General features: G+C 30.3%; 4 protein-coding genes and 1 pseudogene. 3 read left to right on the top strand and 2 right to left on the bottom strand.

The annotated features are described in order from the left end of the window. Nucleotides 1–199 precede the first annotated feature (199 nt). The 3 genes from AB1Z17_RS11150 to AB1Z17_RS11140 all read left to right on the top strand — a co-directional run bounded on the left by AB1Z17_RS11150 (nucleotide 200) and on the right by AB1Z17_RS11140 (nucleotide 4,391). Nucleotides 200–1,444 (top strand): efflux RND transporter periplasmic adaptor subunit, encoded by a 1,245-nt coding sequence (locus AB1Z17_RS11150; protein WP_368051870.1) that lies wholly within the window; start codon nucleotides 200–202, stop codon nucleotides 1,442–1,444. 2 nt (nucleotides 1,445–1,446) lie between these two features. After that, nucleotides 1,447–2,799, top strand: a complete 1,353-nt coding sequence (locus tag AB1Z17_RS11145; RefSeq protein WP_368051869.1) for an ABC transporter permease — start codon at nucleotides 1,447–1,449, stop codon at nucleotides 2,797–2,799. Nucleotides 2,800–2,927: 128 nt separating this feature from the next. Further along, the gene (locus AB1Z17_RS11140; protein ID WP_368051868.1) at nucleotides 2,928–4,391 is read left to right on the top strand and encodes a TolC family protein; all 1,464 of its coding nucleotides are present in this window, start codon (nucleotides 2,928–2,930) and stop codon (nucleotides 4,389–4,391) included. Between the two features lie 62 nt (nucleotides 4,392–4,453). Here AB1Z17_RS11140 and hypE read toward each other — a convergent pair whose 3' ends face one another. Together hypE and AB1Z17_RS11130 are read right to left on the bottom strand one after the other, a co-directional pair. Beyond that, nucleotides 4,454–5,479 carry a hydrogenase expression/formation protein HypE gene (gene hypE / locus AB1Z17_RS11135; RefSeq protein ID WP_368051867.1) on the bottom strand — a complete coding sequence of 342 codons (1,026 nt, stop codon included), beginning with the start codon at nucleotides 5,477–5,479 and terminating at the stop codon, nucleotides 4,454–4,456. Between the two features lies 1 nt (nucleotide 5,480). Continuing rightward, nucleotides 5,481–5,894: pseudogene (locus AB1Z17_RS11130) on the bottom strand (hydrogenase formation protein HypD); the annotation flags it as partial.

The raw sequence follows: 5,894 nt of genomic DNA, 5'->3' as shown, positions 1-5,894 counted from the left end.
TTTAGAAAGTGTAACACCAATTTGTGGTTCTTTAGAATAAAAATATGTTTTTGGTGTAAAGTAATGTTGAATTTCAGCAATAAAACTGTCCGTTATTAAATGCTTTAAAGCTATCTTATTGGCATCTTTTTAACAGAATTTACCATTATTAATTATACTTTTATTGTAGATTTGGGTATTCAAAATTAAAAAACTTGTTATGAATAAAAAAAAACTAGCCTATTTAGTTGGCGCAGTTAGCATTTTAATTATTATATACATATTTTATAATAAAACATCTAACGAAGATGTTTTTATCACTGCTAAAGTTACAAAAGGCACTTTTGTAAATGAGGTTTATATTTCAGGTGAAGCCCAATCTACAAGTTCTAAAAAAATTAATGGACCTAGCAATGCCAGACGCTTTGGAGTTTACAACATTAAAATTCAAGATTTAGTACCTGAAGGTACTGTTGTAAAAAAAGGAGATTATATAGGAAAACTTGATGTTTCTGAAGTAAATGGAAAAATTCTTGATGCTCAATTAAATTTGGAGAAGGCAGAGTCCAGATTTACTCAACAGCAATTAGACACTACACTCACGTTAAAACAAGAACGTAATACCATAAAAGATTTATTATTCAATATAGAGGAAGATAAACTAGAATTAGAGCGCTCTGCTTACGAATCTCCAGCCACAATTAGGTCGTTAGAACTTCAAATAGAGAAAGTAGAACGAGATTTAAAGGAGAGAAAAGTAGATTATTCTATCAAAAAAAAACAAGCTAATGCCAAAATGATTGAGGTAGGAACTGAGGTTTCCAAAATTAGGAAGGAAATAGATGAGCTATTAGAACTGCAAAAACAATTCACTATTTTTTCTGATGATGATGGTATGGTAACTTATGTAAAAGAATGGAATGGCTCTAAAAAGAAAGTGGGTTCAACTATAACCCCTTGGGAACCTGCCATTGCTAGTTTACCAGATTTAACCAAAATGGAATCTAAAACCTATAGTAATGAAGTTGATATTAGAAAAATAAAAAAAGGTCTTGTAGCTAAGATTGGGTTTGATGCATTTCCGGATATTGAATTAGAAGGTGTTGTAACAGAAGTCGCTAATGTTGGTGAAACCAAAGCAGGTTCAGATATTAAACTTTTTCAGGTTTTAATCAAACTAAATGAAACTAATACAAGTATTAGACCGGGAATGACAACATCAAACAAAATATTAACAAAACAACAAGAAGATGTTTTAATGATTCCCCTGGAAGCCATATTTTCTAATGATTCAATTAGTTATACTTATGTGAAATCGGGTTATTCCATTGCTAAAAAACAAATAGAATTAGGTTTCTCAAACAATGAAGTGGTAATAATAAATAAGGGATTAGAAGAAAATGATATTGTTTACTTAAACAAACCTAAAGACTTAGACGATAAAAGTATAACTCTATTAAAATAACTATGATAGACAACATACTTTTAGAAAAACTAAAGTCAAATTTTAGTGAAGCATTTTGGTTTATTAAAACCAATAAAGTTAGAACGTTTTTAACAGCTTTAGGTATTATTTTTGGTGTTGCCTCTGTTATAGCAATGTTAGCCATTGGGAATGGTGCTGAAAAAGAAATTTTAGCACAATTAGAATTAGTTGGGGTTAACAATATTGTTGTAACACCTATTCCTGATAAAGAAGATGAAGATACTAACGAAAATTCTACTGAAGATTCTCAAGCCGAATCTAAACGGTTTTCTAAAGGACTTGACATACTAGATGCCTTAAGTGTTAAAAAGTATATTCCTAGTGTAAAATTGGTTAGTCCCGAAATAATTTTAGAAACCTATGTAATAAATAATGGTAAACAAAATTCGGTTAAATTAATTGGAGTTTCTCCTGTTTTTTTTGAAGCTTCCAATATACAGTTAGAAAATGGTAAATCGTTTTCAGACTTTCAAATTAAAAATGCATTACCTGTTTGCATTGTAGGTAAAAAAGTTGAAAAAAAACTATTTACAGGAGAAAGTGCTTTAGGTAAACACGTTAAAGTTAAGGACGTCTGGCTTCAGGTGGTTGGAGTTATTGAAGAAAGACTAATTTCAGATAAAGCCCAAGAAAACTTAGGAATTAGAGACTTAAATCAAGACATATATATTCCTTTAAATACTTTTTTGGTACGCTATAAAGATCGAAAAATAATTAGTGATAAAATTGGTGTAAGAAATAACCTTCAAAATGGTCCTAAAGAAAAATTATCTAGGGGGAATTATCATCAAATAGACAAATTAACAGTTCAAGTTTTAAATTCTAACGAGCTAAAAGCAACGGCAGAGGTTTTAAGCAAAATGTTAAAACGAAGACATAACGATCAATTAGATTTTGAAATAACAATTCCTATTCAACTTCTTAAGCAGCAACAAAAAACAAAACAAATATTTAATATTGTCTTAAGCTTAATTGCGGGTATTTCATTACTTATTGGAGGTATTGGTATTATGAATATTATGCTAGCTTCCGTATTAGAACGAACCAAAGAAATAGGAATTATGCGAGCCATTGGAGCAACAGAAGGAGATGTGATTTTACAGTTTTTATCTGAATCTGTACTAATTAGTGTTGGTGGAGGTATTATTGGTATAATTCTAGGTGTAATTGGTGCATATATAATTGAAATTGCTTCTGGAATAGAAACCGTACTAACCTTAAGTTCAATAATAGTATCTTTTATAATTGCAGTAGCTGTTGGTTTAATTTTTGGGATTTTCCCTGCAAAAGCAGCCGCTAAAAAAAGACCTATTGAAGCTTTAAGATCTGAATAAAAAAAATATAAAACGAGCGTGCTAAAAAGTTCATTACTCCATGAAATGACTAACATGCCTGTCGGAAAGATGGATAGCGAAGAGTCACAAAGTTATAGGATAATCGTTAAAAAAAATAAAAATTACTTATGAAAAAAATAATGACATTTATATTTATTGGTTTGTTTTCAATAATTACATTTTCACAAACAAAAAAAATAACACTTGAAGATGCAATTACAATAGCGCAAAAACAGTCTCCAGAATATAAAACTAATTTAAATAGAAATCAGGCTAGTTATTGGCGTTTCAAAAACTATAAAGCACGCTTTTTACCCCAATTAAGATTGGATGCAACATTGCCAGAATTTAGTAATTCTACCAGAAGACAAACCAATGATGCCGGACAAGATGTTTTTGTGAATCAAAATCAATTACTATTAGCAGCGGGGTTGTCACTATCTCAAAATGTTGCTTTTACAGGTGGTACTTTCTCAATATACTCCAATTTAGAAAAAGTAGATCTTTATGGTAATAATAATATTACAAATTATTCGGTAGTTCCGTTTTCTATTCGCTATCGTCAAAATTCACTTTTTTACAATAGTTTTAAGTGGGATAAAAAAATAGAACCTTTAATTTACGAAGAATCTAAAAGAGATTTCATCGAGAACATGGAACAAATTTCAATCACTACTTGTAGGCAGTATTTTGGATTATTAAAAGCTCAAATACAGTTAAAATTTTCTCATAAAAATGTATCAAATAAAGATACATTATATCAAATTTCAAAAGGTAGGTTTAGAAATGGTAAAATTGCGGAGAATGAATTATTACAGATGGAGTTGTCTCTATTAAATTCTAAAAATCAGGTAACTACAAATACTATTGAGCTAAAACGTACCTCGCAAGAAATTGCACGTTATTTAGAATTAGAAAGTGAAAATATAGAATTATTAGTTCCTGAAGAATTAGCGCTATTTAATGTAGATGTAGAAAAAGCAATTGAAGAAGCACAATCTAACAGAAAAGCTGTAATTGAATTTAGAAGGAAAAGACTTCAAGCCGAAAACGAATTGGCTAGAGCCAAAGGAAATAATAAGTTAGAGATGAGCCTTGTTGCTAATTTGGGAATCTCTCAAAACGATACTGATTTTAATAACCTATTTAACAATTATAACAAACAGCAATATGTGTCCTTAAATTTAGGGATTCCTATTTTTGATTGGGGAGTTTCGAAATCTGAACGTAAAATGGCAGAAGCCAATTTAGATTTAACAAACAATAATATAGATCAAGACAAACAAGCTTTTGAGCAGGAAATTTATTTACACGTGCTAAATTGGTCAAGTAAAAGAGATTTTTTAACCACATCTCAAAAAGCTAAAGAAATTGCGGATAAAAGTTACGAAATTACTCAAAAAAGGTACTTTCTAGGAAAAGTAACTAATACAGATTTAAATATAAGTCAAGATAAAAAAGATCAGGCCATGGTACAATATTTAAATTCCTTGGAAAATTTTTGGATTGATTATTATGTATTAAGACAGCTTACACTTTATGATTTTATAACTAATAAAAAAATAGAAGTTGAAGACATTTTTTATAAGTAAAGTATTCTAAATTACAATATAATAGTTTACCTCATATAATTACTCCTTTGGTACTAGCTGACTTAACAAATCCGAGGTAACTGCTCACCAACCAACGGGCTTACAATTCGTTTTCCTCCAATTAAACTTTCCATAACAACTTTATTCGGATGCTCACATGTAATTTCTCCAACAATAGCTGAATTTTTACCTTTTTTATGATTTCTCATCAAGGCCAATACTTCCGTTTCAATACTTGGATCAATAACTACCAAAAACACACCTTCATTTGCAACATACATTGGGTCTAATCCTAACATTTCACAGGCTGCCGCAACTTGTTTTTCCATAGGAATAGCTGCCTCTTTTAAAAATACACCTTTATTTATATCATTGGCAATTTCGTGTAAAACAGTTCCTAAACCACCACGCGTTGGATCTCTAAAAAGCTTTATTTTATCGCCAAATGCATTTAATAAATCATTCACTAAAAAATTTAAATTTGTTGAATCGCTTTCAATAGTAGATTCAAATTCTAAACCTTCACGCTCACTCATAATTGCCATTCCGTGTTGCGCAATAAATCCATTCACTAAAATTTTATCACCTTCTTTTATATTATGAACTGATATATTTGCTTTTGGATTCATTTCACCAAAACCAGTAGTATTTACAAATATTTTATCTCCCTTTCCGCGTTCAACAACTTTGGTATCTCCAGTAATAATGAGCACGCCACTTTCATCAGCAGCTTTTTTAATGGATTGTACAATTTCTATAAACTCTGAAACTTTTAATCCTTCTTCAATAATAAAAGCCAACGATAAATATTTTGGAATTGCACCACACATTGCAACATCATTTACCGTACCATGTACTGCTAATTCTCCAATATTTCCTCCCTTAAAAAAAATGGGAGTTATTACAAAACTATCAGTTGAAATGGCAATTTTACCTTCAATTTTCACAATAGATCCGTCGTGTTTTTGATCTAAATACGGATTGCTAAATGTTTTAAAAATTATTTTATCTAATAAATTTCTAGTAAGTTCTCCGCCACTTCCGTGTCCTAAATTAATAGTTTCAAAACCTATATTTTCTATGCTCATTTTAGTCGATTAAATTAGTTGAAAAATGATAATATGCTGCACAAGCACCTTCAGAAGATACCATTGGAGCTCCTAAAGGGTTCGATGGTTTACAGGTGTTTCCAAATTGATCACATTGATTTGGTTTTTTTATTCCTCTTAAAATTTCACCTGCAATACAGTTTGGGTTTTCAGGTACTTTTATGGTGCTAATATTAAACTTTGCTTCAGCATCGTAATTACGGTAAGCCTCTTTTATTACGTAACCACTATTTGGAATTTCACCAATTCCTCTCCATTCTCTATTCCCAATTTCAAAAATTGTATTTATAACATCAATTGCTGCTTTATTGCCTTCTTCTTTAACAATGCGCGAGTATTGATTGGTCAATTCATACGTTCCTTCCTCTAATTGTTTTACTGCAATATATATTCC

This window comes from Lutibacter sp., from assembly GCF_040883305.1.
Lineage (GTDB): Bacteria > Bacteroidota > Bacteroidia > Flavobacteriales > Flavobacteriaceae > Lutibacter.
The sequence above is the reverse complement of the archived record's forward strand: the minus strand, read 5'-3'. Positions and strand labels throughout refer to the sequence as shown.